The following is a 26,289-nucleotide window of genomic DNA, read 5'->3' as shown; positions in this document are numbered from 1 at the left end:
TTGGTGCCGGTGGCGTTGGTGCCGGTGGCGTTGGTGCCGGTGGCGTTGGTGCCGGTGGCGTTGGTGCCGGTGGCGTTGGTGCCGGTGGCGTTGGTCCCGGTGGCGTTGGTCCCGGTGGCGTTGGTCCCGGTGTTGTTGGTGCCGGTTTTGTTGGTGCCGGTGGCGTTGGTGCCAGAGACGCCGGGCACGTTGGCGTCGGCGCCGGTGGTATCGATCGTCTGGCCGGTGTTCGACAGGCTGCCGGCCGGGGTGACGGAGTCGTCGTTGGCGAGGCCGGGGCTGCTGTCAGTCGCGCCGGGCGTCATCGTACCGGTTCCGTTGTTCCCGGTTCCGTTGTCGCCGTTGCCGTTGCCGCCGTTGCCGTTGCCGCCGTTGCCGTTGCCGCCGTTGGGCGTGCCGGGGAGGACGCCCGGGTACAGCCCGGCGCCCGGCACGTAACCACCCGGGGCGACCCCGCCCGGGGCGTAACCGCCGGGAGCGTACCCGGTGGTCCGGGGGGCGACGCCCGCACCGGCGTTCGCCGGGTAACCCGCCACCACCTCCACGCCGGTTCCGTCGCTGTTCCGCACGCGGGCGCCGAGGGTGGGGCTCACGTTGAGATCGTCCTCGGAGAACGCGGCCCCGGCGGAGCTGCCGTAGTAGTCGCGGGCGTCCGGGGACGGCGTGATCTCGAACTGCAACTCCTTACCGTCGCGCCAGGCGACGCCGCTGACCGTCTGCGGTTCCTCGCCGCTGAGGGCCCGATCGGCGACCGCCTTCACGTCCGTCGGCACGGTCAGGGATCGCCCCGCGAGTTGGGTCAGGAAGTCGCCGTCTCGGAGCCCGGCTTCGTCGGCGGGGCCGCCCGGCTGCAACTCGACCACCAGCACGCCCTCGCCCGGGCTGTCCGCGATCGCGAAGCCGAACCCGGGGCTGCCGGCGCCGGCCATTGCCGACTGCGGCGCGCGATTCGGGTCGACCACGACGCCGCGGTCCGGGTTCTCGAGGTTCTCCCGGGTCTTGCCGGTGGCGTTCGTCTTGGGGGCGTCCTGGAAGCCGCCGCCGCCGGGGGTGGTTACGCCGGTCTCCGCGGCCCGGGCGATTTCGGGCGAGGGTGCGTCGTCCTCGTCGCCGTCGGCCGGGGCGAGCGAGGCGGGGTCGTCGATCTCCGGGTCCGGATGAATCTGCAACCCGTCGTCCATGCGGATATCGTCCGTCCGCAACGCGACGATTTTCTGCACGTCGGTGCCGTCGGCGTCGACGGCGCGGACGCGGATGCGGTCCCCCGGACGCAGGTCCGAGAGCTTGGCCCGGCGGCCGTTCAGATAGACGTCGGCCCCGTCCCGCACGGCGACTCGCACCGGCTCCGGCAAGTCGTCGCCGAGTCCGTCGGCCGGGAGGTTGGCTTCCACCTCGTCGGCCGGATAGTCGCCCTCCGTCGCGACCTCCAAGGCTTCCGATCCGTTCACGCCCTTCCAGAGGGAGAGCGTCAACTCGCCGTCCTTGGCTTCCAGCAATTCGCCGTTGTAGTCCACTGGATCACGGACTTCGCTGCCCTCGTAGCCGGAGGGGTCGCGGAACATGCCGAAGCGCGGTTCCGGAGCGTCGGTCGCCTCCGTCGTCCCTTCATAAATCTGTGCAGGGAGAGTCGGCGCCGCGAGGAGCGTCAGCCCGGCGACGGAGGTGGCGGTGAGGAAGCGGAGGGGCAGGCGGTGCATCGGGTTGCGGGGGTGTCTGGACATCGGGATAGGACATCGACCTACTGAGCAACCCCCGCGCCAAACCCTGAAAACGCCCTTCCGGCACTCTGGGGTCGCGGTTCGATGGTCGGGCGCCGTACAAGGTGACGCCGGCACGGTCACCTGTGTGCCGGTCCCCGCAGCGCCGCGCCGGCGTGTTCCGTTCCCGCTCCCGTCAGTCCTCTTCGACCCTGTGAAGATCGCCCTCGGCACCGACCACGCCGGCTACCCGCTCAAAGAAGCCGTCAAGGTGCTGCTGACTGCTGCCGGCCACGAGGTCGAAGACTGCGGCACGCATTGTGCTGAGTCTGTCGATTATCCGGATTTTGTCGTGCCCGCCGCCCGGCTGGTGCAAACCGGCGAGTGCGATCGGGCCGTGGTGTTCGGCGGGAGCGGCAACGGCGAGGCGATGGCGGCCAACCGGCTGCGGGGCGTGCGGTGCGCCCTGTGCTGGAACCTGGAGACCGCCGCTCTGGCCCGCCGGCACAACAACGCGAACTGCCTCAGCCTCGGCGCCCGGCAGGTGTCGGAGGACGAGGCTCTCAAGATCGTCGCCGTCTGGCTGACGGAGGACTTCGACGGCGGCCGGCACCTGCGGCGGATCGAAAAGCTGGATACGATCGAGCCCGGCTGAGATGGCCGGACGCCTCGCCCGTCTCTCGTTCCCCGGCGTCGGCTGGGCTGTGGCGACGGCGCTCCTCCTGCGGCTGGCGGCCGTAACGGCGGTCGAGGCGCAGCTGGCGGGCGAGGGACGGGAACACGTCGTCGCCGGCGACGCCGGAGGGTATCTCGACCTCGCCGCCGACATCGCGGCGGGCCGCGACTACGCCGTCGACAGCGGCGTGCACCCGCGGCGGGCGATGAGGGTCCCGCTGTTTCCCCTCCTGCTGGCCGGGCCGTTTTGGCTGACGGAGCAGGCCGGTTGGGTTTCCGAACGGTTCCTGCCGGCGCTCTGTCGGTGCGTCGTCGCGCTCTGCGGCGCCCTGGCCGTCTGGGCGACGGGACGGTTGGGAGCCGCGATCGGCGGGCCGCGGGTCGGGGCGGCGGCGGCGTGGCTGGCGGCGGTCAACCCGCTCGCGGTCGCATTCAGCACGATGCTGCTGAGCGAAAGCCTGTTCGCCGCCCTGCTGACGCTCTCGCTGGCCGGCGTGGCGGAGTGCGTGCGGCGACCAATCGGCGACGCCCGGCGGCCGAATCGCTGGGAGCCGGCGATCTGGGCCGGGCTGGCCACGGCCGGAGCCTGCCTGACGCGGCCGGTTTGGCTGCCGTTCCTGCCCTGCGTCGCGCTGCTGGCCCTCGGACTGGCGTGGAAGGCGGGCGACCTGCGGCGGGCGGCGTGGACGGGGGCGTTCGCCGCGGCCTTTCTCGTCGGCTTCGCCTCCTGGCCGCTTCGCAATCAGCGCGTGCTGGGCGAACCGGTGCTGACGACGACCTGGGGCGGGCCGACGCTGTACGACTCCCTCGGCCCCCAGGCGACCGGGGCGAGCGATATGCGGTTCCGCGACCCGCCGCCCGCGGAGGCGTCAGCGTTCGAGGGGCCGTACCGCCCGGTCGCAGGGAACCCGTGGTTCGACGTCGACGAGGGCGCCGTGCCGCCGGAGGACCGGCCGGTCTTCAAAATCTTCTGCTGCGAGGCCTCGCCGCCCGCACGACTGCGGTTCGTCCGCCAGCTCGGCCCGCAGCTCATCCCGCTCACGGAGGACGAAAGGCTTCGGGCGGCGGCATTGGGGGACGAACTGGCGTCGAACCGACTTTACAGCGAGGCCGCCCGGGAGGCGGCGCTGGAGGACCCGCTGCGGGTCGCCCGTCTGGCCGTTGTGAAGCAGGGGCGGTTCTGGCGGCCGTGGCCGGTGGGCGGACTGCCCGGCGGAGTTGCGGGGCGGGCGTTGAAAGCGGGGTTCGCGGCGTTTTTCCTGCCGCTGATCGGGCTGGCGGTCTGGGGCGGCGTGCGGCTGTGGCGGGACGGGGGAGAGCAGGCAGGCTGGGGGGTGGACCGGCTGTGGGCGTTGGCGTTGACCTGGGGCCCCGTGCTGGGATTGGCGGCGGTCTGTCTGGTGTTCGTCGGCAGCGTTCGCTATCGACTGCCCGGGGAGTTCCCCCTGTGCGTCGCCGCCGCGGTCGGGGGACTCGACCTCTGGCAGCGCCGCCGGGAACGCTCCGTACGCACGGGGGGCTGACGCCCCCTCGCTCGCCGCCCGAGCCTGGCAGGACGCCGCCTTGATGATCCGCCGCACCGTCCGCTGGCTGACGGCGCTCTGCGCCCTGCTGGCGGCCGGCGGCGCGGGCCTCGGCTGGTACTACCTGGACCGGGCCGACGCGATGACCCGCGATGCGGTCGTCGAGGCGCTGGAGGGGCTGATTCCGCACGGCCGGATCAGCGTCGCGACGGCGTCCTTCAACTGGGACGAAACCGTCCTCGTCACCGGGCTGACGATCGCCCCGCAGACCGACGCCGAGGGCGCCCGCCCGCCGATCGTCGTGCCGGAAATGCGGATCGCGCTGGACCGGGAGCGGTTCCGCGAGTCCGAGCGCATCGAGGTGCGGTCGCTGACCGTCGTGCGGCCGACGTTGACGCTCGTCCGTCGGCCGGACGGGACGTGGAATCTCGCGGACTTGCTGCCGCTCACCCCGCCGGAGCCGGCGCCGCCCTGTCCGGCGTGGGAGATCCGCGACGCGACCGTGCGGCTGGTGTTCGAAACGCAGCCCGACGGCGAGGCGGGCCGCGACCCGGGCGGAGCGTCGGGGCATGGCCCGCTGGCCGCGACGCTGCACCAACTGAACGTCTCCCTGCTGCCGGACTCTCGCCGGAGCTACCGCATTCGCGGCGCCGGCGGCGTCGCGGGGGAGGACGCCGCCGAGGTTGCCGAGGGCGGCGGCGTGCAGTTCGACGGGGCCTTCGACCTGGACCGCGGCCGCTGGCGGCTGGCCGGGGAAGTGGGCGGACTGGAGCTCGGCGGCGGTCTGCTCGCGGACGCCGCCGTCGGCTCGCCGGAGTTGCAGGCCGGGCTGCTGGCGGCGAAGGAAAAGTTCACCGCCGTGGAACGAAAGCTGGCGGGCGAGTTGGTCCCGCCGCACGCCGACCCGCGTCGCGGTCCGGTGCGGGTGGTCTCCGCCCAGCCTGTCCCCTCGCTGGGCCTGCCCGCGGCCCCGGCGCCCCGCGGTCCGGTCCGGCTGACGGACTTTGGGCTGGAGGGGGACCTCTCCGCGGAGTTCGCTCTCTCCGCGGACGGCTTCGACGCCGTGCCGGAGTACGAAATCACGGTGAACTGCCGGCAGGGCACCCTCGTCAACCGCTTCCTGCCGTTCCCGCTCTCGGGCGTGCGGGGCGTCGCTCGCATTGCGGAGGGCGAAGTGCGATTGATCGAAGCGACCGGCCGCCACGGGGAAACCGTCGCCCGGGCGGAGGGCGTGTTTCGGCCCTCCCCGCTGGGGCTCGACGGTCGGGTGACGTTCTCCGCGGAGCGCGTCCCGGTCTCGGTGGACGACGGCCCCCGTCTGCCGGAGGCCCTGCGCAAGTTGCACGGGACCCTGACCCCCAGCGGCGTGCTGGACGTGACCGTCGCCACGCTGGAGGCCGCCCCGTCCACGGTGGACGGCGTGCTGCGGAACCGGTGGGAACTCACGGAGCTGGACCTCGCCGTGCTGGAGGGGGCGATCCGGCCGGAGAAGTTCCCCGTACCCGTGCGGAACGTTCGCGGCTTCGCCAGGACGGACGAGCACGGCGTGCTGCGGCTGGATTTCCGCGGCACGGTCGCCGGGCAGCCGGCGGCCTTTCGCGGCTGGGTGCAGAACCCGGGGCGGGCGTTCGAGTTCCGCGGCGCCGGGAAGGTGGTCGGGGCCCCGCTGAACCGGGCGTTCCGCGACGCCTGCCCGCCGCCGGTGCGGGCCGCGGTGGAGCACATGGCGCTGGAGGGCCTCGCCGACGCGGAACTCACGCTGCACCGTCCGCCGGGGTTCGACCAGCCGTTCCACTGGACGGTGCGGGCGGACGTGGCGAACGCCGCGGTCCGGCCGGAGTGCTTCCCTTATCCCATCGACGGCCTCAGCGGCGTGATGCGGTTCGATTCGCGGGAGGGCGTCTGGCGGTTCGAGGACCTCCGCGGCGCCCACGGCCCGGCGACGCTGACCGCCTCGGCGGCCTTCGACGCGCAACGCAAACCCGGTCGGTTGGCGCTGGACGTCACCGCCGCCGGGGTGTCGCTGGACCAAACGCTGCACGACGCCTTGCCGGAGGGGGCCCGGGACGTGTGGGAGGAACTTGCCCTTTCCGGCGGCGTGATCGATCTCCGGGCGACCGTCGCCTGGGCTCCCGGGCGGTCGCCGCGGGTCGACCTGCCCGACCTCCGCGTCGCCGGGGCGGCGATCACGCCGGAGGCGTTCCCGCTCCCGCTGCAGGAGATCGAGGCCGCCGGTTCGTACGTCTCCGCCCGCACTCCCGGGGGCGGCACGTTGCGGCTGCAACGGTTCGCCTTCCACCACCGCGATCGGAACGGGGAGGCGCCCGTCGCCTTGCGGACGACCGGCGGCTTGGAGTTGCGGCACGACGCCGCCGGGGACTGGGCTCTCTCGGTGGACGATCTGGCGTGCGACGGCTTCGTCGTCGGCCCGGCGTTCAAGGCGGCCCTCTCCGACGACCTGCGGGAGGGGGCGGAGGCGTTGAACCTGCGGGGGCCGGTCGGGTTGCGCGTGCCCTCGCTGCAACTCCGCGGGGTGGCCGACGGCTCCGCTGCGACGACCGCCGCTTGGCGGACCTCGGCGACGCTCGACGGCAACGTCGCGGAGCTGGGCCCGACGGTGCGGCTCGGCCGGGGGACCGTCACCTGCGAGGGGCACTACGACGGGGAGCGGGCGGTCCTCGGCGGCGAACTGCGGACGGACCGGGCCGAACTGCTGGATCACGTGCTGCGGGACGTGGCCGCGCCCTTCCGGTTGCGGGGGGACGAACTGCTGGTCGGCAGTCCGGACGCCCCCGACGGCCGCCGCCTCACCGCGATGGCCTACGGCGGCGTGCTGCAGGCCAACGTGGCGGCGAACCTCAGCCGCGGTCCCAGCTACCGGCTCGCCGCGGAACTCAGCGGCGCCAAGCTCAGCGAGTACGCCCGGCAGCAGATGGGCGGGGCGAAGAACCTGGAGGGCAACCTCCGCGGCAGTCTCGCCCTGGCCGGTCGCGGCTCGGACGCCCGCACCGTCGCCGGCTCCGGCAACCTGGAGATCAAACCCGCGGCCCTGGGCGAGCTGAACCTCGTGCTCCGCCTATTCAAGGCGGTGAACATGAACGACCCCACGATGTTCCACTCCGCCGCCGCCCAATTCGATCTCGCTAACGAAACTGCGACCTTCCGCCGGATCGACCTGTTGGGCGAGGCGATCAGCTTCGTCGGTCGCGGGCGGGTCGGGCTGAACGGCGGCCTCGATCTGCAGTTCTACTCGAAAGCCCCGACGACCTGGCGGATCCCGCTGGTGCGGGCGCTGTCGACCGGGTGGGTGGGCGTGCAGGTGGCCGGCACGATCGGACAGCCGGCCATGCGGACCTTCAGCCCCGCGGTGGAGGGTTCCCTCGCCGCCTTCCTCACCCCGCTCTCCCCGCTGTTGAGCGAACCGGTGCCCCGCCGCACTGCCGGCGGACCGTAGTTTCACGACCGTAATTCTCGGGGGGAGAGAAGGGGAGCCGCCCCGTGCGGGGCTGGTGACGACCCGCGCGGGGCGGGTTTAGACTGCGAGTATGTCCACCGCCCCCGCATCTCCCGAGACCGACTCGTCGCTGTTCGCCATCGCGAAAGCGGCGGTGACGGACTTCATCGACGACAACTGCATGCGGCTGGCCGCCGCGATGTCGTATTACACCGTCTTCGCCCTGCCGGCGCTGCTGGTGCTCCTGGTCACCATCGTCGGTTGGTACGCGGGCGTCACCGGGACCGGCGGCGAGGCGGGCGGCTCCGAAGTCATCAAGGAGCAGGTCGGCAACGTCACCGGGCTGGACGGCCCGGAGGAACAGGAGCAGATCGACGCCATGCTCCACAGCGCCCAGATGGGCAACGCCAGCCCGTGGAAGTGGATTCTCACCTTCGGCGGCATCCTGTTCGGGGCCACCGGCGTCGTCGTCGCCCTGCAGGACGCGCTGAACACCGCCTGGGAAGTCATGCCGGACCCGGAGAAGGGCGGCGTGTGGAACTTCGTTACCAAGCGCCTGGTCTCCCTGGCGATGATTTTGGGCGTCGGCTTCCTGCTGATCGTCTCCCTGACCATCACTGCCGCGGTGCAGGGGATGACGGCGAAGGTCGGCGAGGCGACCGGCCTGAGCGGCGGGGGCATGTTCCTGGCGGTGATGAACGAGATCCTCACCGTGCTGGTCGTCGGCACGCTGTTCGGCGCGATGTTCAAGTTCCTGCCGGACGCCCACATCGCCTGGAAGGACGTCGTCGTCGGGGCCTTAGTGACCGCGGGGCTGTTCTGGGTGGGGAAATTCGGCCTGGGCATCTATCTGGGCCGGGCGAACTTCGCGGACAGCTTCGGCTCCGGGGCGGCGTCGTTGGCGATGGTGTTCGTCTGGGTCTACTACACCAGCCTGATTTTCCTGTTCGGCGCGGAGCTGACCCAGAAGTGGGCCGACCGCCGCGGGTCCGGCATCGTGCCGGAGGACGGTGCCGTGCGGGTGAAGAAAGAGCTCCAACCGGCCGGCGCCGGCGGGTGACGGCAGCGCCTATACTGGCCCCCCCCGTCCCTGCCGCCGACCGTCATGTCCGACTCCCCCGCCTCCGATCCGACCCCGCTGGACCCCGCCCGGCTGCCCAGCTTGGAGTTGCTGAACGAGACGCACTCCTTTCCCGGCCCGTACCTGTTCAAGGTCATCGGGGCCGACGACCGCAGCTTCGCGGCCCGGGTGGTCTCGCTGGTGCGGGACGAACTGGAACTTGAAGAAGACCCTGTCTTCACGATTCGCCGCACCCGCAGCGGTCGGCATCTCTCGGTCACCCTCGAACCGACCGTGCCGACGGCCCAGTCGGTGGTGACCCTCTACCAGCTGATTTACCGCCTGGACGGCCTGGTGATGGTGCTGTGAGCGACGATCTGCAGAGCAATCTCCCACCCGAACCGGCCGTGCCCGTGGTCTCCCTGGGCGCCGCGGAGGCTCCGTCGCAGATTGGGGCGGCGCTGCGGGAGGTGGGCTTCTTCTCCCTGATCGACCACGGCGTCGACGACGCCCTGATCGCCGCCGCCTACGAGGCCGCCACCGCCTTCTTCGCCCGTCCGGAGGAGGAGAAGCGTCGCTTCGAGGTGCCTGGGGCGCTGGGCCAGCGGGGCTACACCGCCACCGGCGGGGAGCGGGCCGCCGGCGCCGCGGCGGCCGACTTGAAGGAGTTCTTCCAGATCGGTCCGCTGGAGGCCGACGCGCCCGGCGGCCCGAACGTCTGGCCGGACGAAGAGTTTCGGGCCGCGGTCGAACCGCTGTACGCCGCTCTGCGGGACGCGGCGGTGCGGGTCGCGGCGGCGGTCTCCGAAGACCTTGGCCTCGGCCGCGACTTCCTGCCGGACCGCATCGCCGGCGGCGAGAGCATCCTGCGGCTCATCCACTATCCGCCGGTCCCCGACGACGCCCCGCCGGCCGCGACCCGCGCGGCGGCTCACGCGGACATCAACCTCCTCACCCTGCTGGTCGAAGCCACGGCGGCCGGGCTGGAGATCGAGAGCCGGGACGGCTCCGGCTGGCTGCCGGTCGTCGCCCGCCCCGGCGAGATCGTCGCGGACAGCGGCGACATGCTCCAGAACCTCACCGGCGGCGTGATCCGCAGCACGGTGCACCGCGTGGTGAACCCGCCCGGCGAGGGGGCCCGGCAGGCCCGGCTGAGCATGCCCTTTTTCTGCCACCCGCGGCCGGACGTGGACCTCGCGCCGCTCAACCTGCCCGGGGCGAAACCGGAGCGGTTCCGCGCGTTGACGGCGGGGGCGTTTCTTGAGGAACGCCTGCGGGCGATCCGTCCCGCCGGGTGATCCCGCTTGCGGGAACGGCGAGCGTCCCGGACGCTTCAAGCGTCCCGGACGCCTCCTCCACCGCTGCCGATGTCTTTCACCCCGAACCGCGAACACGCCATCGCAATCTGGCGGGCCGGCGTGGACGCCGTCGCCTCCGACCGACTGGTGCGGGACGCCGTGCGGGTGACGGGGGACACGCTCCATATCCTCGACGAGCGGTTCCGGCCGCACGAGGCGGACCGGCTGATCGTCGTCGGCGCCGGCAAGGCGGGCGCGGGCATGGCCGCCGGCTTCGCGGAGGCTGTAGCCGGCAGCCCCTGGGCCGAACGGCTGACCGGATGGCTGAACGTCCCGGCGGATTGCGTCCGGCCCGTGCCCGGCTTCACCCTGCACGCCGGCCGCCCGGCGGGGGCGAACGAACCGCGGCCCGAGGGGGTGGAGGGCACCCGCCGCATTCTCGAACTGGTCCGCGGCTGCGGCCCGCGGGACCTGTGCGTTGTGCTGCTCTCCGGCGGCGGCAGCGCCCTGTTGGTCGCCCCGGCCGAGGGGATCACGCTGGCCGACAAGCTCGCCGTGACGAAGCGGCTGGCGAGCCGCGGGGCGAACATTACGGAGTTGAACACCGTCCGCAAACGCCTCTCCGCGGTGAAGGGCGGGGGGCTGGGCCGGGCCAGCGGCGCCGGGCGGACGCTCTGCCTGGCGATCAGCGATGTGATCGGCGATCCGCTGGACGTCATCGCCAGCGGCCCCACCGTCGCCGACCACTCCACGGCCGCGGACGCCCTCGCCGTGCTCCGCCGTTACTGCCCCGACCGCAGCGATCTGCCAGAGGCCGTCTGGCGCCGGATCGAAGCGGCGGAGGGGGAGGAGCGGACCGTACCGGACTCGGTGCGGACGGAGGTGATCGGCTCCAACGCGAACGCCACCGGCGCCGCCCGGCGGGCGGCGATGGCGTACGACTATCAGGTGAACCGGGTCGGCCCGGCGTCGGCCGGCGAGGCCGCCGAAGAGGGCCGCAAACTGCTGGCGTGGACGCACGTCGCCGCCGGCTCCGGCGCCGCCTGCCGCATCTCCGGCGGGGAGCCGACGGTCTCGCTCTGCGAGAATCCCGGCAAGGGCGGCCGCAATCAGGAACTCGTGTTGGCCGCCGTCGACGCCGCCTGGGACATCCCGGGCGGTCTGAACGGGGCGGTGATCCTCTCCGGCGGCACCGACGGGGAGGACGGCCCCACCGACGCCGCCGGCGCCGTCGCCGACGACGCCCTCATCGCCCGGGCGAAAGCCCTCGGACTGCACCCGCGGCCGTACCTCGACCGCAACGACGCCTACCCGTTCTTCGAGCAGACCGGCGGTCTGCTCAAAACCGGCCCGACGCACACCAACGTGATGGACCTGCGGGTCGCCCTCGCCCCGTAGGGTCCGCTCTGCGGACCGATCTTCTTCGTCCGAGCTTGTCGTAAACGGTCCGCAAAGCGGACCCTACGCCGTGGCCGCGATGGCGTCTTCGACGGTGAGCGCCCCCTCATAGATCGCCCGGCCGACGATCGCCCCGACGACGTTCGGGTGTTCCCGCCGCAGGGCCGCGACCTTCCGCACCTCGTCGGCGGAGCTGACCCCGCCGCTGGCGATCACCGGCAGGCCGAGGTCGGCGAAGACGGCCAGCGATTTGAGGGCGGAGTCGGAAATGCCCGCCATCATGCCGTCGTCGGCGATGTCCGTGCAGACGGCCGCCCCCAGCGGCAGGCCGGCGAACCGCTTGGCCAACTCCACCGCCGGCAGGCCGCTGGATTCGGTCCAGCCGTCGGTGGCGACCTCCCCGCCGCGGTAATCCAAGCCGAGCACGAGCTTACCCGGGCGGGCTTCCGCGGCGGCGGCGAACCAGTCGGGGTTCTTCACGGCCGCGCTGCCGACGACGGTGCGGTCGACGCCCAGTTCGTTCAGGGCGAAGTCGATCGCCGCGCCGTCCCGCACCCCGCCGCCGAGCTGCACCGGCACCGGACCGTTGGGGCCGGCCGCGGCCGCGGCGACGATCGCTTTGATTTGCTCCCCGTTAGTGCGGGCGCCGGACTTGGCGGCGTCCAGGTCGACGACGTGAATCCGCGTCGCCCCCGCGGCCGCGAAGCCCGCCGCGACCGCGGCCGGGTCGTCGCCGAAGACGGTTTCCTGGTTGTAATCGCCCTGCCGCAACCGGACGCACCGGCCGCCGCGCAGATCGATGGCCGGGAGGATCTCGAGGGGCGTCATGCGCGGCGTATTCAGAGCGTGGCGAAGTTGCGGAGGATCTGGAGCCCGACGGCCTGGCTCTTCTCCGGGTGAAACTGGGTCGCGGTGAGGGCGCCGCGGTGCACCGCGGCGACGAACCGGCCGCCGTGCTCCGCTTCCGCGGCGACGACCGCCGGATCGACGCCCGCAGCGTGATAGCTGTGCACGAAGTAGACGTGCGGGTTCGGCCCGAGGCCGCGGAGGACCGGCGTCTCGTCCAGCGACCGTCCCTCCGGCGCCAGCAGCGGACACCAGCCCATCAGCGGGATCTTGGCCCGGTCCGGCCCCTCGAAGGCGGGGCCCTCGAATTTCACCACCTCGCCCCGCAGCACGCCGAGGCCTTCGTGGTCGCCGTCTTCCCGGCCAACGTCGAACAGCAATTGCAGGCCGACGCAGACGCCCAGCAGCGGGCGGTCGGCGGCGATCTGTTCCAGCACGACCTCCCGAAGGCCGCTCTCCGCGAGCCCGCGGGCGCAGTCGCCGAACGCCCCCTGACCGGGCAGGATCAGCTTGTCGCCCTTCGAAAACTCCTCCGGGCGGGCGGAGATCGCGGCGTCGAAGCCAAGCGACTGCACCGCCTTCTGAACGCTCCGCAGGTTGCCGGAGCCGTAGTCGACGATACGGATCACCGGCGGAGGTTCGGTCGAAACTGCGAGGAGGGGGAGGGGGAGCCGCCGTGCCGCCAGCGGTCGGCATGCAACCGGCCGCGGCCGGCGGCGGAGCCGGGCCAGGGGCGGGCGGGGCGGCCCGGGGCGCCGGCGGGACGATCCAGATCGTCGGACTCCGCGGCGAGGTAGGTGAGGGTATCGGCCGAAGACCACAGGGCGAAGCCCGGGGGCCAGTACTCGACGTCAATTCCCAGCGCCCGCTTCACGACGGCGATCAGCCAGAGCAGGACCGCCAGCAGCACGGCGATCGTCAGTCCGGCCAGCAGCACGAACGGGCCGAGGGCGAAGAACGACCCCACCGCCGGCCACACGTCCTGCCAGAACAGCACGACGAACGCCGCCGCCAGCGCCAGCCAGGGGCCGTAGGGGAACTCCGCGCTCGTCGCTTTGCCCGTCGCGGCGTCATACAGCTTCGCCGGGACGACCACCGCCAATGCGGCGACCGGGGCGAGGAAGAACACCGTCAGCACCGGCTGCCAGCCGACGAACGCCCCGACCATCGCCATCAGGATCACGTCGCCCAGCCCCATCGCCTCCCGGCCCAGCGTGAGGGCGCCGATCCAGCGGACCGCCCAGCAAACCCCCGCCCCGGCGACGATTCCGGCGAGGCTGACCGCCAGCCCGTGCAGGTGGGGGTGCTCAAGGATCCAGAGCGGAACCGGCTGCACGTCCGGTCGGGCGCCGACCGGGGCGAGCCGGGAGACGCGGCCCTCCTCGAACCAGACCGGCACCAGCCAGAGCCGGCCGCTCAGACTGGCGACGACGGCCAGCAGCAGCGCCGGCACGGTCGTGCCGTCGGGGATCAGCAACCGCCTCAGGTCGATGACGGAAGCCGCCAGCAGGCTGAGCAGCATCAGGGCGTGCAGGGCGAAGGTGAACGCGGCGTCCCAGGGGCACTCAAACGCTCGGGCGACGTCCGGCAGGAACGGCCCGCCGGGCGGGGACCAGGTCCGCCAATTCGCCACCTCCTGCCAGAACAGCCCCGCCAGCAGGGCGCCGGCGGCGAACTCCACCAGCGCCGGGCCGAGCCGGTCCCGCAGCGGGGCGGCGGAGAGCGGGTGCGAGGGCAGGAACCAACCCACCACGGGCAGCTTCGAGGCCCCCCGGCCCCGCGTCAGCGCGGCCTCGTGCGGCGTCGGCCGCCACAGGCTGCGGAGTTGATCGCCCAAAAACTCCCGCGGGCCGAACCGCACCGCGGCGACGTTCACGAACCGCCCGGCCCCGCAGCCGGCGAGGAACACGAGGGCGGTGAGGGCGGCCCAGGCGGCGTCGCTCACGACAGCGCGGCCAGGATCGATTCCACGACGACCTCCGGCTCCGCGGTGGCGTCGACCGTGACGGTCGCGACCTCCCGGTACAGCGGCTCCCGGGCGGCCAGCACCGCGGCCATCTCCTCCTCGGCCGGCAGTTCGGTCAGCGGCGGGCGGTTCGGGTCGCCGGCGGTGCGGGCGTGCAGCGTCGCGGCGTCGGCCTCCAGAAGGACGACCGGCCCGGCGGCGGCCAGGCGCTCACGGGTCTCCTTCTGCAACACCGCCCCCCCGCCGGTGGCGAGCACGATCGATGTCCGGTCCAGCAGGGCGGAGATCACCTCCGCCTCCAACAGGCGGAACGCCGGTTCGCCGTGCAGGGCGAAGATCTCCGGGATCGACTTGCCGGCCACGCGGGCGATCTCCGCGTCGGCGTCGGCGAAGCGGCGGTCCAGCCGCTCGGCGAGCCGCCGACCGATCGTCGACTTCCCGCAGCCGCGGGCCCCGACGAGGGAGATCACGGAGTCCGGTTCCAACCGCGGCGGCGTCTCGGCGGGCGTCGTCACTTCGCCACCGACATCGCGTCGCGGAGCGCCTCCCGCATCACGCCCTCCGGGGCGGGGGAGCCGGTGAACATGGCGTATTGAGCTTCCGCCTGCCGAACGAACATGTCCGCCCCGCCGATCGTCCGACCGTCCCGCTCCGCGGCCTGTTTGAGGAACAGCGTGCGGTTCGGGTTGTAGATCGTGTCGAAGACGATCGCCTGCGGGGGGAAGCGGTTCTCCGGCAGCGGCGTCTCGTCCATCTTCGGCCACATGCCGACCGGCGTGCAGTTGACCACGATCTCGAAGATGCCGGTCCCCCGGTTCGGCCAGGTCTGGACGACGCCGCCGAACTCGTCGACCAACGCCCGGGCCTTCTTCTCCGTCCGCCCGGCGACCGTGACCGCACATCCGGCGTCGGACAGGGCGGCGACCAACGCTCGGGCCACCCCGCCGCTGCCCAGCACGAGGACCTTCCGGCCCTCCAGCGTGGCATGCTTGTCGCCCCGTCGCAGCTCGGCGAGCAGCGAGTCGCGGGCGGCGTCGTGGTCCGTGTTCGCCGCGTGCCAGGTCGGGCCGCCGTCCTCCGAGCCGGTCACGAGCAGCGTATTCGCGGCCCCGATCCGCCGGGCGGCGTCCGTCGCCGTGCTCTTCTTTTCCCCGGCCAGCTTCAGCGCGGCGGCCTTATGAGGGATCGTGACGCTGAACCCCTTGAATCCCATCGCCGCCAAGGCGGGCAGGGCGGTGGTGAACTCCTCCGCGGTGATCCGCAGCGGCAGGTAGCAGCCGTCGAATCCGGCGGCTTTGAATGCGGCGTTGTGCAGTTGCGGGGAGAGGCTGTGGGCGACGGGATCGCCGATCACGCCGAAGAACCGCGTGGTTTTCTTGACGCGGTGGGCCCGGTAGGCCGTCCGCATCGTGACGAAGTCCGGCAGGCCGGGGGCGAGGGTGCGTTCGGAACTGAACGAGGCGTAGGTCCACGGCGCCCCCTTGGCGCAGCACATCACCCGGCTGGCGAGACCGAACTCCCCCATGCAGAAGGCGACCGTCGGCTTCTTCGCCGCGGCGTAGAGGTCGAGGACCCGGGCGTTGTCCGCGATCGTCTCCGCGGTGGTGACGAGCTTCACCACGTCCGCGTCCGCCGCGGCGAGCTGCTTGTAGAGCTTCGCCAGCGTTTTGCCGTCCGGGGTCGCCTTCATGTCGTGGTGGCTGACGACGCGTTTCGCCTTGCCGAAGCGAGGCACCTTGGGGGCGGCGTCGCCCTCCAGGTCGACGAACTCCGGCTCGGCGAGGATCGCCTGCCGGAGCAACGCCAGCCGTTCGTCCTCCGAACCGGACCAGCGGCCGCCGTCTTCACGCCGGCGGCAGGTCAGCACGACCGGGGTCGGCCGATTGGCGATGAGCGCGGCCACGTCGACCGGGCCTTTCAGCCAATCCAATCGGTACTCGACCAGCTTGGCGCCAGCCTCGGCGAGGGCGGCGTGCTCCGCCCGCATGCGGGACGGATGGCTGCGGGCGATGGAGACGCACAGGGGCATCGGGGGAGGATCGCAGGTTCGCCGCTCGCTTCAAGAGAGCGGCTAACCCATCCGGCCGAACTGGCGGTCCAGGTCGTCGCGAGAAAGGGTCAGGGCGGTCGGTCGTCCGTGCGGGCAGTGGTGGGCGTCGTCGACGAGGTGCCGGGCGGTCAGCAGAGCGTCGATCTCCTCCGGGCTGAGCCGCTGCCCGGCCTTCACCGCCGCTTTGCAGCTCATCATGTGGAGGAGGGAATCGAGCAGGTCGCGGCGGTCCGGCGTCTTCGGGCTGTCGGCGAGGGCGTCCGCGGCGTCCGCCAGCACCGCCGCCGGGTCGGCCCGTTTCAGCAGCACGGGGAACCCGTTGAGCAGCACGGTCGTGCCGCCGAAGTCCTCCACCTCGAAGCCGAGTTCGTTCAGCGTCGCCGCGTGCTCCAGCACCGCGGCGTGCCGTTTGGCGTCCAGTTCGACGGACTCCGGCACGAGCAACCGCTGAATCTCCACCCCCTCGCCCAGGACCCGCCGGCGGAGCGTTTCGTACATCACCCGTTCGTGCAGGGCGTGCTGGTCGATCACCTGCAATCCGGCGTCGGTCTCCAGCACGAGGTACGTGTCGAGCACCTGCATCGCCCGGGTCACGGTGACGCCGTTCTTCGGCCCGTCGCCTTTGATTTGGTCGCCCCTCGGTTCGCCGTCGCCGTTAGGCGGCGCGCTTTCTGTCGGAGTCACGAGCGCTCTCTCGGACCCCAACTCCGCGGACGCGCCGCCTGACGGCGCCGGCGAACCGGGGGGGGCGGGCGAGGGTTCGGGGACCGGCTCACTCTCCGCTTTCAACAGCGCCGCCCGGGCCCAGTCGGCGAAGCCGTCGGCGAGTTCGGCCTGTTTCTCCGGCAGGGAGCGGGGCGGGGCGGACGGGGCGGCCTCCGGGGTCGCCCCGTTCCGCTTCGCCGGGTCGCCGGGGAGGTGGAAGCGTTGCTCGAAGTCCCGCTTCAGAAACTCCGTCCGCAGCGTGCCGAGCAGTTGCCGGTAGAGACTCGAACTGTCGCGGAACCGCACCTCGCACTTGGTGGGGTGGACGTTGACGTCCGCGGCGTCCGGCGGGGTTTCCAGGAACAGGAACGAGATCGGGTGCCGGCCGATCATCACCAGCCCGCGGTAGGCCTCGGAGAGGGCGTGTTGCAGGCTGCGGTCGGTGATCCAGCGGCCGTTGAGGAACAGGTACTGCCCCTTCCGGCTTCCTTTGGAGTCGCCCGGGTGGCCGGCGAACCCCCACAGGCGGGCGACGTCGGACTCGCTCCGCACCGGGATCAGGCGGTCGGCGACCTGCGAGCCGAAGAAGGTCGCCAGTCGGTCCCGCACGTCGGCGGCCGGCGGCAGGTCGTAGACGACCTTGCCGTTGTGCCGCAGCGTGGCGTGCAGGCGGGGGTTGGCGAGGGCGACGCGGGTGAACTGCTCCGCGAGGTGGCCGAACTCCGTGGCGTGCGTCTTCAGGAACTTCCGCCGGGCCGGCACGTTGAAGAACAGGTCCCGCACCTCCACCGTCGTGCCCTGCGGTCCGCCGCGGGGCGTGACGGGGGTGAGCGTCCCGCCCTCCGAAGCGATCTCGGCGGCGAGTTCCTGCCCCTCCGGCCGACTGCGGAATCGGAACCGGCTGACGGAGGCGATGCTCGCCAGCGCCTCGCCGCGGAAGCCCATCGTGGCGACGGTGAACAGGTCCGCCGGCGTCCGCAGCTTGCTGGTCGCGTGCTGGGTGAGAGCCAGCGGCAGGTCCTCCTCCGGCACCCCCTCGCCGTCGTCGGCGATGCGGATCAACTCGGTCCCGCCGGCGGCCACGTCCACCTCGATGCGGGTGGCGAGGGCGTCGAGGCTGTTCTCCAGCAGTTCCTTGACCACGGACGCCGGGCGTTCAATCACCTCGCCGGCGGCGATCTGGTTCACCACCTCCGGGGCGAGCGGCTGGATGCGGGGCAAGAGCGACGAGCAGCGAGCGGGGAACGAGGCGTGAACCCCGATTCTACTCGCCGCCCCCGTGACGGACCGGAACCGGCGCCGGTTTCGCGGGAGGCGCGGGCTGCACGGTTCGCGGCGGCTCCGGCTGGTCCGTCGCCGCGGTCGCCCGCGGGGGCAGCGGACAGGAGGCCCCGTGGGCGAGTTCGGCCCGCAATTCCGTGACCAGCTTCGCCCGATCCTTAGCGACCTTTTTGTCGTAGGCGGCCAGGACATTGGCGGCCTCCTCCCGGCTCGCCATCAGTCCCATCACCAGATATTGGCTAATCGCGGCCCCGTAGCAGAACCACCCGGCGACCCACTCGTTCCGGCGCTCCGGCGGGATGTTGCCCTCCTTATCGACCACCCCGCCGACCACGCAGGCCAGAATCGCCAGCACCGGGCTGGAGCGGGCGAGGTGCTGGCAAACGAGCCCCTTCACGTAGGCCGGTAGGACCTTCCGCAGCCCGAACCACCGCTTGTTCCAGCCGAAGTCGTCCTTTGTCGGCACCTTCGGTTTGGGGTGCAGCACCGGGAACAGGGCCACGTCCGGCATCGCCTCGACCACGCCGATCGCCAGCAACAGGCGGAAGCCCAGCGAAATCCAGTCCCGCGGCTCGAACCCCAATTGCTGAAAGAGCAATTGCTCCATGTTCGCCGTGCAGAGCAGCAACAGGGCGCTGGCGGCGAACCACTCCTCCAGGTCCTTTTCCAACTCCCGATCGAAGTGCTGGAGGCGGACGGTCTTCAGCGTCCAGCGGAACAGCGGCACCGCGAGCAGGCCGACGGCGAACCGGGCCCCCGGCTTGAGCGTGCGGCCGACCAGCGGCTTGAGCAGGTCCGAATTGAGGATCAGCCGCAGCGCCGTGGGGATGACCTGCCACATCGCCGCCGAGCCTCGCTGCGGTGGGGAAGAGGAAGGTGAACGGGAAGGACGACGCCGCGGCGTCCGTGGCGATCACGCCGCATGGTGACCGGCCGAGGCGGCGGGGACAACGTCCCCTTCAACGTACCTTCGTCCCCGCCGGATCACGCGGCACCGTTCCGCCTCCGCAGCGGGCGGGAACGCCGCGGGAGCGGTTGTGCGGGGGCGGGGCGGCCCTATCGTGCCCGCCGCTGTTCCTCTCCCCGTGCCCCCGAAGCGCCGCCCGCATGTTCGGTCTGCCCACCCCGACGCCGCTGGACCTCCGCTTCTCGCTGTTCGGGGTGCCGGTCTGGATCTCGGCATGGCATTGGCTGGGGGCGTTGTTCTTCGGCTTCTACATGCTGCCGCCGAACCTCGCGGGAGCGACGTTGGCCGCGCACCTGGCGATGGCCGCGCTGTGCATTTTCGTCTCCCTCTTGCTGCATGAGATGGGCCACGCCCTCACCGCGCGGGTCTTCGGGATGGACTGGGCCGTGGTCCTGCTGGCGTTCGGCGGCTTCGCCTACGGCCGCCGGCCGTCGCGGATTCGGTGGTGGCAGGACGTGCTGATCGCCCTCGCCGGGCCCTTCGTCCAACTGGCCCTCGCCCTGCTGTTGGTGGTCGGCATCACGACCGTGCCGATTTTCCTCGACGGAGGGATCGACTCGGCTCTCGCCCTGACGGCGCTGAACGTCCTGATGTGGGTGAACGTCGCCTGGCCGGTGCTGAACCTGCTCCCGATCCACCCGCTGGACGGCGGGCAGGTGTTGCGGGCGATTCTGGGCCGCACGATGCGGCGGGGGGCGGACCTGTGGACCGCCCGCGTCGGCTTCTTCGTTGCGGTGATGGTCGGGGCGACGTTGTACGTGCAGTTCCACGCCCTCTACGGCGCGGTGCTGTTCGGTTATCTCGCGATGCAGAATTTCCAGGTCATGCAGGCGATCGGCAACCGCTGAACCGCTCGGCCGGGGCGTCGGCCCGGCCGTCAGGCCAGTCGGGCGAGCTTCCGCACGAGCCATTCGAAGCCGAACAGTCCGACGATCAGGAACAGCATCCACCGCACGTCCCACAGGGCCCGCACGGACTCCTCGACGGTGACGGTGCGTTCGCGGGACTCGAGCAGCTCCGGCAACGCGTCGGCGGCTTCGGCCAGCGGGAGGTAGCGGCCGTCGGTGCCCTCGGCGAGGGCCGTCAGCGTGGGGACCTCCTGTCGCACGGTGGCTAGTTCCAACTCCGGCAGCACGGCGGTGATCGTCGCCGTCACGTCCTCCGCCATCCCCACGTCGTCGCCGTCGATCGTCAACGTGAACCGGCCGGGCCGCGGCGGGGTGAACGGGGCTTCGAACCGGCCGGGGCGGCCCGGAACCGGCCGCAGCGTGAGCGGACTGCCCGGGGCTGGGAAACCGTCCGGACCGTCGACGCTCACCCGGACCGTGCCCGCCTCCACCGGCTCTCCGCGGGCGTCCCGCAGGCCGACCGCGATCCGCACCGGCTCGCCGACCGGCGTCTCCGGCCGGTCGATCAGGAACAGCGCCGGCTCGTCCCCCTCCGTCGCCCGGCCCTCCGCCGCGGCCCGGATCAGGTTCGTCCAGAACCGTTCGAACAGTTCCGGCCCCTCCGCCCGCAGCCGCCAGAATTCCGAGGTGCCGAGGTAGTAGACCCGGCCGCCGCCGTACCGCTGATCGGCGATCAGCACGGTCGCCCCCTCGCCGGTGGTGCGGGGGTCGCCGTGCAGCATTAAGACCGAGGCGAGGTCCTTCGCCCCGCGGGTCGGGAACGCCCGATAGAAGCCCTCGAACCGCTCCCAGGCCGACAGATCCCCGGGCCGCTCCGGGTCGAGGTCGAGCACGCCGGAGGAAGTCGCGGCGTCGGTCAGTTCCGGCTGCCAGGGGCGGGCGCTCTCGTCCGAGGCCTCCACCAGACTCCGCGACGCCAGCCGCACCGGCAGCAGGTCCCGCACGGGGCCGTAGAGCGAGTCGTCGGTCAGCTGCGGCGTGTACACGTCCCCGGCGGCGAAGACGAGGCCGCCCCGCTGCCGGTCCACCCACCGGCTCAGGCTCTCCACGCCCTCCGGCGGGATGCGGGACCAGTCGGCGTCCAGCGCGAGCACCACGTCGTACCGGTCGGGGCTGCTCTCCGGCCGGGGCTCGCCGGGCGGGCGGAGCGGAAAATTCTCCGGGAACTCCGCCAGCAGGGCGTCGCCGTCCTGCGTGACGCCGGGTAGTTCCGCCGGGTCGATCGACTGGAGCAGCACGTCCACCTCCGCGGTCGCCTGTCGGGCGAGGGCCGTTTGCAGGAAGCGGTAGTCGCGGTTCGGTCCGCCGGCGATCAGCAGCACGCTGGTCGGCCGGCTGCGGGCGTTGACCACCGCGGAGCGGGCGTTGTCGTCGGTGCGAGCCTCCCGCGTGCCGGGCGGCGGGGCGATCGTGACGGTGTAGCGGTAGCGGCCGGCCTCGGTCGGTTCGCGTTCGAAGGTCGCCTCTGCAGTTTCCCCGTCGGCGGGGAGGGCGAGGGTGCGGGTTTCGAGCGTCTCGCCCGGGGTCGTCGCCGGGTCGGACTCCGCCGGGGCGCGGGTCAGCGTGACCGACGCCGGCTCGCCCTCCAGGCCCTCGGCGGCGAAAAAGGCCCGCACCTCGAAGGGGTCCTGCCGCTCGCGCTCCGGGGCGAAACGGACGTCGGTCGGGGCGGAGAGGTCCGTTACCCGCACGTTCGCCGGACGCTCGGTCCCGCCGACGCCCACGGCGAACAGCGGCACGCCATCGCGGGCCGCCCGGCCGACGGCCGCGTCGGCTCCGGCGCCGGCATTCTGGCCGCCGTCGGTCAGCACGATCGCCCCGGCCAGCGTCGGCCCGCGGACCTGCCGCAGGGCGTCGGCGACGGCCTCGCCCAGCCGGGTCTCGCGGCCGTTCGGCTCTATCTGTTGCAGGGCCTCGGCGAAGGCGGCGTTCCGGGCGGTTTCGTCCGCCGTCGACTCGTCCGCAGACTCCGACACGGCCGGCAGTTCGGCGATCAGGTTCGCGGAGGAGTCGAACCGGAACACCTGCACCCGGTGGTCGCTGCCCAGCGCCCGCAACAGGGGGGACTGCGTGAGCAGGTCGGTCACCGCCTCGGCCCGCGTTTGTTCCGCATCGCCGGTCGGGTCGGCGGGGAGCTGCATGGACTGGCTCGTGTCGATCAGCACCGCGACGCGGCTGGGCCGCACGGCGGTCGTCTGCGTCCGCTCCCGCGGGTCGAGGGCGACCACGGCAAGGCAGACCAGCACGCCGATCCGCAGCGCCAGCAGGCCGGCCCGCAGCACGCGGGGCAGGCGGCGGGTGTCGCGGACGTACAGCCAGATCGTCCAGGCCAGCAGGGCCGCCCCGACGCCCAGCAGCAGGCCCCAGCCCAGCGGGGTGCGGGGCGGGTTCCACTCGGTCGCGGTCAGCGACTCCAACGTGCCGCCGGAGGGCGTCGGCCCGGACTGCACGGCCTGGGCCAGCGGGGGGAGGAGGGCGAAGTGCGTCATGGTCAGGCTCCCGCCCCGTGATAGCCGCAGCGATAGGCCAGCAGCGATTCGGCGGCCATCAGCGCCGCCATCAGGCCGAGCAGCCACCAGCGCATCTCCCGGGACTGATCCCCCCCGCCGGTCCACGCGGCGTCGCCGGCCTCCTGCACGGTGACGTTCCGCGTGCCGGAGAGGGCGTCCGTCAGGGCCGCCGGGGCGATGAGGGCCAGTCGGCTCTCGGCGGCGGGGAAGTTGAGGGCGGTCCAACGGTCGACCGGCTCCCCCTCCGCGGTCGTCAGCCGGGCCTTGTAGACGCCGGGCAGGTCGGTGTCGGCGTAGCGGGCCGTCAGCAGCAGTTCGTCGTCCGTCACCGGAGCCCCGTCCACGCCCGGTTCGTCCTCCCGCAGCCGCGGCGTGGCGGTGAGGGAGGCGGAGAGGTCGTCCGGCCGTTCGATCAGCACGTCCGGTCGGAAGCGGGCGGCGTCGAGCACGAACTCCAGCGGCTCCCCGGAGGCGCCGACGGCGTCGCCGGTGTCGATCCGGGCGGCCCACTCCTGGGCCGGCAGGTGGAACAACGGGAAGGGGGGCGTCCGCGGCCAGTTCGTCCATTCCGCCTCGCCGTCCGAGGGGGCGACGCCGGCGGTCGTGAGCACGGTGAGAATCCGCCCCTCCCCCAGCCGCGAGGCCAACACCAGCGGGGCGCCGTTCCGCAGCGTGGCGACCGTCTCCACGCCGTCGTTCCGGGCGGCGTCGTCCCGCTCCCAGTCGTCGGGCACGGGCAGGTAGCGGTAGACCTTCACCAAGTCGGCGAACAGGTTCTCGCCGAGGGTGAGGGCCTGGGTGACCGGGTGCTCCGCGAACCGCACGTCCGGCCCGGCGCCTTCTTCTGCGGGGAGGTCCACGGAGGGGCCGGCCAGCGGCACGGGGAACAGGCCGGCGGGGACGAGGGTGTCGGTGTAGTACTCCGCGTCGATCTCCCCGCCGAACCAGATCAGGCCGCCGCCGTTCTCGACGTACCGCGTCAGCGGGCCGACGGCGTCCGCCGGCAGCCGGGGGACGTTCACCACGTAGATCGTCCAGAACTGCGACAGGTCTTCCTTCCGCAGCAGATCCGTGCCGCCGATGCGGACCTCGCGGCCGGTCAGCTCCGGGTCGAACAGCAGGCTGATTCGATTCGCCGCGTCCAGGTCGGCAGCGCCGTCCACCACCAAAACGGGGACCCGCGGCAGCACGAGCACCGGCCGGGTGAAGCTGTCGTCCTCCGGCAGGCCGTCGGAGGGCACGGAAACCGACACGGCGTGCCGGCCGGGGTCGTCGAACTGGACGTCGAACTCCCGCACGGCCGTCTCGCCCGGCTCCAGGGCGGGGATCGATTCGCCCAGCGGCAGCGGTTGGCCGTCGAGGGCCGCGGACAGTTCCAACGTTTCGGCGGCGGTCTGCGATTCGTTGCTGACCTCCACCCGCACCCGCAGCGGCACGCCGACCGCCGCGGTCGCGGCCCCGTAGGAGACGTCCGCCACGCGGCGGTTCTCCGGGGCGTCGGCGGCCAAGCGGACGAGGTTCACCCGCACCCCGGCGGCGTCGAGTCGTTCGACCGCGGCGGCGGTGTCGCCCGCCGTCGCGCCCGCTGCGTCGTCAGTCGCCACGGCCTCCGTCGGGCCCCCGCCGCCCCAGTCGACGGTGCGGAAGTCGGAGAGCAGGTGGACCACGCGCTCGCCGACGTCCTCCTCGCTGGCCAGCCGCCGCTCCGCCGCGGCGAGACCGGCGGCGGGCCGCAGCCGGCTCCGAGTCGGTTCGAGGGCGTCCAGCTTCTCCGCCAGATCGGACAGGAAGGCCGTGTTGACCTCGCGGCGGGCGAACAGGGCCGAATCGGCGTCGGCCCGGCTGAGCAACAGCACGGTTAGCTGCAGCGACCCCGGCGTGCGGGCGGCCTCGGCGGCGAAGTCCCGCAGCGTCCGCTTGGCCGCCTCGAACACGTCGCCCTCCTCCGCCGTCGCCCGCATCGAGCCGCTGTCGTCCAGGATCACGACGTGGTGAGCCGCGTCACCGCCCCGCAGCGCCGAGAGCGTGCTCGGGTCGAGCGCCAGCCGGGCGATCAACGCCGCCGCGGCCAGCACGAGCAGAATGCGGAGGAGCAGGAGGAGAAGCTGCTCGATCAGCACCCGCCGCCGGTTCCGCTGCTCGCTTTGGAGCAGGAACTCCATCGCCGCGAACCGCACCTTGCGGAACCGCAGGCGGTTGATGAGGTGGATGACGATCGGGACCGCCGCGCAGGCCGCCCCCGCCGCGGCGATGCCGGGGTGCAGGAAGAACGGGGCGAGGGTTTCGATCATTGGGCGTCAGGCGAGCGTGGGGCGTGAGCCCCATGAGCGGTGCGACGGCGGACGGGGGAGCGGCGCGTTCAGGAGGTTCGCGTCCCCCGCTCGGCTACCTTCTAACAGATTTGCGGAAGCCCAGCCGGGAGTTGATGTACCGCGAGAGCGCCGCGTCGAACGGCTCGCTGGTCCGTACGACCTGATAGTCGATCAGGTTCGCCGCGCATCGCTTGCGGGTCTCCTCGCAGAAGTCGTTCATCGCCTGCAGGTAGCCGGCCTTGAGGCTGCGGGGGTCGCAGGTGACCTCGCCGGCGTCCTCCATCCCGACGAAGCGGGTGGTGCCCTGGAAGTCGAAGTCGAGTTCCTCGTCGTCCAGCACGTGGAACACCAGCACGTCGTGGCCCCGGCTGCGGAGCATCCGCAGGCCGCGATAGGTCGCCTCGCGGTCGGCGAACAGGTCGCTGAACAGCACGACCATCCCCGGCCGGCGCTGCTCCTCCGCGGTGCGGGCGAGGATTCCGCCGAGGTCCGTCTTGTCGGCCGGCTCCGTCGCCCCCAGCGTCCCCAGCAGCGTGTTGAGGTGGGTCTTCTTCCCCCGGTGCGGCGCCGAGGCCCGCACGCCCTCGCCGAAGACCGTCATGCCGACGCTGTCCTGCTGTTTGAGCAACAGGTAGGCGATCGCCGCGGCCAGAGTGGCGGCGTAGTCCGCCTTGGTCATGGCGCCGCTGCCGTAGGACATGCTCTCGGAGCCGTCCACCAGCAGGGTGGTGCGGAGGTTCGTGTCCTCCTCGAACAGCTTGACGTAGTAACGGTCCGTCTTGCTCCAGACCTTCCAGTCGATGTGGCGGGCCTCGTCGCCGGGGACGTACTCCCGGTGCTGGCTGAATTCGACGCTCTGCCCGAAGTAGGGGCTGCGGTGCAGGCCGTCCATCACCCCCTCGACGACGCTGCGGGCCCGCACCTCCAGCTTGCCGATCCGGGCGAGGGCCTGCGGGGTGAGGTGGTCGCGGCCCCCGGGCGGGCCGGTGCGGCGGGAAGCAGGCGGGGCGGGCAGGGCGGTCTCTCCGGTCGACGCGACGCGCCGATGGTACGCACGCCGCCGCCGGGAAGCGCACCCCCAAAAGGGGGGGCGCGTCAGTTCTCGTCGTGGCTGACCTGGTCGATCACCACCACGACGGCCAGCAGCAACACGGCGTCCTCCCCCTCGGCGATGTCCACGCCGTAGCTGTCCGACAGGGAGAAAAACTTCTTGGAGACCGTCGCCACCGTCCGCCCGTCGCGGGTCAGCGTGTAGTCGCGATCGAAGAAGTCGCCGGTGGCGTCCAGATCGCCGGGGGCGGCGTCCTCCACCTCGAACACCTCCTTGAAGAAGGTGAACGGCTTTTTCGTCACCGTGGCGACCACCGCGTCGCCCTGCACGATGCGGTAGGTCGTCTTCAGCGAGAGCACCTTCTGCTCGATCCGCACCAGCTCGTTGCCGTCCATGTCCTGGAAGGACAGCTTGTCGCCGATCGAAAACGCCGCCCCGTCCACGAAAAATCGGTCGGCGCCGGTCTCGTCCTTGACGGTGAAGTCGTCCCCGAAGGCGAGCAGTTTTTGGCGGAGCTGAAACTTCATCGGAGCGGCGGCGGGGGGCGGGGGAGAGGCGAAAACGAACCCGCCGCGGCCGCCCCCAGGG

Annotated in this window: 20 protein-coding genes; 8 read left to right on the top strand and 12 right to left on the bottom strand. The window is 72.2% G+C overall.

Annotated features, from left to right (window positions below; all coding sequences use genetic code 11):
• Positions 1-1,721 (bottom strand): PDZ domain-containing protein (locus ACG2DA_RS12015; RefSeq protein WP_395255921.1); only part of this gene is annotated, 1,721 nt, incomplete at its 3' end.
• Between the two features lie 190 nt (positions 1,722-1,911).
• Between ACG2DA_RS12015 and rpiB the strand changes: the two genes are divergently transcribed.
• The 7 genes from rpiB to ACG2DA_RS11980 all read left to right on the top strand — a co-directional run bounded on the left by rpiB (position 1,912) and on the right by ACG2DA_RS11980 (position 11,105).
• Positions 1,912-2,352, top strand: coding sequence for a ribose 5-phosphate isomerase B (gene rpiB / locus ACG2DA_RS12010; protein WP_395255920.1), 441 nt, complete (start codon positions 1,912-1,914; stop codon positions 2,350-2,352).
• Between the two features lies 1 nt (position 2,353).
• Complete coding sequence (locus tag ACG2DA_RS12005) at positions 2,354-3,895, top strand: ArnT family glycosyltransferase (protein WP_395255919.1); 1,542 nt, start codon at positions 2,354-2,356, stop codon at positions 3,893-3,895.
• Between the two features lie 43 nt (positions 3,896-3,938).
• A complete protein-coding gene (locus tag ACG2DA_RS12000) occupies positions 3,939-7,349 on the top strand; it encodes an AsmA-like C-terminal region-containing protein (RefSeq protein ID WP_395255918.1) in 3,411 nt (1,136 codons plus the stop codon).
• Positions 7,350-7,440: 91 nt separating this feature from the next.
• Positions 7,441-8,409, top strand: coding sequence for a YihY/virulence factor BrkB family protein (locus tag ACG2DA_RS11995; RefSeq protein ID WP_395255917.1), 969 nt, complete (start codon positions 7,441-7,443; stop codon positions 8,407-8,409).
• A 45-nt stretch (positions 8,410-8,454) separates the two neighbouring features.
• On the top strand, positions 8,455-8,778 hold the full coding sequence (locus ACG2DA_RS11990; protein WP_395255916.1) for a YbeD family protein: 324 nt from the start codon (positions 8,455-8,457) through the stop codon (positions 8,776-8,778).
• 38 nt (positions 8,779-8,816) lie between these two features.
• Positions 8,817-9,707, top strand: a complete 891-nt coding sequence (locus ACG2DA_RS11985) for an isopenicillin N synthase family dioxygenase (RefSeq protein ID WP_395255915.1) — start codon at positions 8,817-8,819, stop codon at positions 9,705-9,707.
• A 69-nt stretch (positions 9,708-9,776) separates the two neighbouring features.
• Entirely contained in the window at positions 9,777-11,105 is a 1,329-nt protein-coding gene (locus ACG2DA_RS11980) for a glycerate kinase (protein WP_395255914.1), read from the top strand.
• 63 nt (positions 11,106-11,168) lie between these two features.
• Here ACG2DA_RS11980 and ACG2DA_RS11975 read toward each other — a convergent pair whose 3' ends face one another.
• From ACG2DA_RS11975 to ACG2DA_RS11945, 7 genes are read right to left on the bottom strand one after another with little or no spacing between them, the layout of a single operon-like run.
• Positions 11,169-11,933, bottom strand: a complete 765-nt coding sequence (locus ACG2DA_RS11975) for a HisA/HisF-related TIM barrel protein (protein WP_395255913.1) — start codon at positions 11,931-11,933, stop codon at positions 11,169-11,171.
• A gap of 11 nt (positions 11,934-11,944) precedes the next feature.
• Positions 11,945-12,580, bottom strand: coding sequence for an imidazole glycerol phosphate synthase subunit HisH (gene hisH / locus ACG2DA_RS11970; protein ID WP_395255911.1), 636 nt, complete (start codon positions 12,578-12,580; stop codon positions 11,945-11,947).
• Positions 12,577-13,896, bottom strand: a complete 1,320-nt coding sequence (locus ACG2DA_RS11965; protein ID WP_395255909.1) for a prepilin peptidase — start codon at positions 13,894-13,896, stop codon at positions 12,577-12,579. The genes hisH and ACG2DA_RS11965 overlap by 4 nt, the downstream gene beginning before the upstream one ends.
• Positions 13,893-14,432: a shikimate kinase gene (locus tag ACG2DA_RS11960; protein WP_395255908.1), complete on the bottom strand. Its 540-nt coding sequence runs from the start codon at positions 14,430-14,432 to the stop codon at positions 13,893-13,895. The genes ACG2DA_RS11965 and ACG2DA_RS11960 overlap by 4 nt, the downstream gene beginning before the upstream one ends.
• Positions 14,429-15,946 carry a type I 3-dehydroquinate dehydratase gene (locus ACG2DA_RS11955; protein ID WP_395255907.1) on the bottom strand — a complete coding sequence of 506 codons (1,518 nt, stop codon included), beginning with the start codon at positions 15,944-15,946 and terminating at the stop codon, positions 14,429-14,431. Before ACG2DA_RS11955 ends, ACG2DA_RS11960 begins: the two co-directional genes overlap by 4 nt.
• 42 nt (positions 15,947-15,988) lie before the next feature.
• Entirely contained in the window at positions 15,989-17,893 is a 1,905-nt protein-coding gene (gene mutL, locus ACG2DA_RS11950) for a DNA mismatch repair endonuclease MutL (RefSeq protein ID WP_395255906.1), read from the bottom strand.
• Between the two features lie 43 nt (positions 17,894-17,936).
• Positions 17,937-18,794, bottom strand: coding sequence for a DNA topoisomerase I (locus ACG2DA_RS11945; RefSeq protein WP_395255905.1), 858 nt, complete (start codon positions 18,792-18,794; stop codon positions 17,937-17,939).
• A gap of 266 nt (positions 18,795-19,060) precedes the next feature.
• Between ACG2DA_RS11945 and ACG2DA_RS11940 the strand changes: the two genes are divergently transcribed.
• The gene (locus ACG2DA_RS11940; RefSeq protein WP_395255904.1) at positions 19,061-19,768 is read left to right on the top strand and encodes a site-2 protease family protein; all 708 of its coding nucleotides are present in this window, start codon (positions 19,061-19,063) and stop codon (positions 19,766-19,768) included.
• A 29-nt stretch (positions 19,769-19,797) separates the two neighbouring features.
• Here the strand turns inward: ACG2DA_RS11940 and ACG2DA_RS11935 are convergent, their stop codons facing one another.
• The 4 genes from ACG2DA_RS11935 to ACG2DA_RS11920 all read right to left on the bottom strand — a co-directional run.
• On the bottom strand, positions 19,798-22,317 hold the full coding sequence (locus ACG2DA_RS11935) for a VWA domain-containing protein (RefSeq protein WP_395255903.1): 2,520 nt from the start codon (positions 22,315-22,317) through the stop codon (positions 19,798-19,800).
• Between the two features lie 2 nt (positions 22,318-22,319).
• Positions 22,320-24,629, bottom strand: a complete 2,310-nt coding sequence (locus ACG2DA_RS11930) for a BatA domain-containing protein (RefSeq protein WP_395255902.1) — start codon at positions 24,627-24,629, stop codon at positions 22,320-22,322.
• A 94-nt stretch (positions 24,630-24,723) separates the two neighbouring features.
• Positions 24,724-25,572: a DUF58 domain-containing protein gene (locus tag ACG2DA_RS11925; RefSeq protein WP_395255901.1), complete on the bottom strand. Its 849-nt coding sequence runs from the start codon at positions 25,570-25,572 to the stop codon at positions 24,724-24,726.
• Between the two features lie 173 nt (positions 25,573-25,745).
• On the bottom strand, positions 25,746-26,289 hold a 544-nt coding region (locus tag ACG2DA_RS11920; RefSeq protein ID WP_395255900.1), incomplete at its 5' end, for an LURP-one-related/scramblase family protein.

The organism is Alienimonas sp. DA493 (genome assembly GCF_043951915.1).
Lineage (GTDB): Bacteria > Planctomycetota > Planctomycetia > Planctomycetales > Planctomycetaceae > Alienimonas.
Note: the sequence above shows the minus strand (reverse complement) of the source record. Positions and strands in the feature narration are given on the sequence as shown.